The sequence below is a fragment of the Alloscardovia theropitheci genome (genome assembly GCF_004332295.1).
Lineage (GTDB): Bacteria > Actinomycetota > Actinomycetes > Actinomycetales > Bifidobacteriaceae > Alloscardovia > Alloscardovia theropitheci.
In genome coordinates this window covers 1-700 of record NZ_RXLP01000006.1, presented here as the reverse complement: position 1 = coordinate 700, position 700 = coordinate 1, and the positions used below count along the sequence as shown (strand labels likewise).

2 protein-coding genes are annotated in these 700 nt (G+C 42.0%); both read right to left on the bottom strand.

Going from position 1 to position 700, the window contains the following annotated elements; genetic code table 11:
- Positions 1-50 precede the first annotated feature (50 nt).
- Positions 51-479 (bottom strand): DUF1310 family protein, encoded by a 429-nt coding sequence (locus tag EJ419_RS02015; RefSeq protein WP_131283260.1) that lies wholly within the window; start codon positions 477-479, stop codon positions 51-53.
- 2 nt (positions 480-481) lie between these two features.
- Positions 482-700, bottom strand: a 219-nt coding sequence (locus EJ419_RS08300) for a hypothetical protein (protein WP_165496199.1), incomplete at its 5' end; no start/stop codon positions are given.

The window sequence follows — 700 nt, the reverse complement described above, 5'->3', positions numbered from 1 at the left end:
ATATCTACTCGATCACGTTCAGAAAGATACTCCGATGTCATAAGCAATTCCTAAGCTCCAAGTTGATGAAAAAGATCAGCAGCTTTTCCAGATAAATCTGTGATACGAACCGTAAGTTCTTCCTCTGGATTATTCTTTTCAAATGCTAAACCAATCTCAAGCTCAGCATCACTATTCAATTCAACATTCACCATGATTCCGCCCATGGGATTATGCTCAATCGTATCCGTAAGGATACGATACGATTTAATACGTCCCTTATCCGTTAACGCATTCGGATCCGCAGAGCGTAACTCATCCTCGATGAGTTTTCTGCCCTCGCTACCCATAACAACCGAATACATATACTCACGCTCTTGATTCTGCTGATACCTCATATACACCACACCCCCACCAATAACACCGACACTTACCACGATAGAAACAATAAGAATACACAATTCCCAATGCTTTTTTGCCCATAACCCAAATCTACGCATACCTACTCCTGCCCAATCAAATCCAAGCGTTGAACTTGCTGTGATACCGTCTCACGAATCGCTGATGACGATTTACCACGAATAGAAGAATCCATCATACCCATATCATTATTAACATTCTCTTTCGCAGATTGAGCGTGACTGCGAGCCTTACGACGAAACTCAGATAACGCTCTCGCATATATCTTCGCCAAACCAGGAACATACGTATCATGAAGTAA

Excerpts from the sequence above, each read along its gene's own strand:
- EJ419_RS02015 (WP_131283260.1), bottom strand. The coding sequence starts at position 479 with ATGCGTAGATTTGGGTTATGGGCAAAAAAGCATTGGGAATTGTGTATT.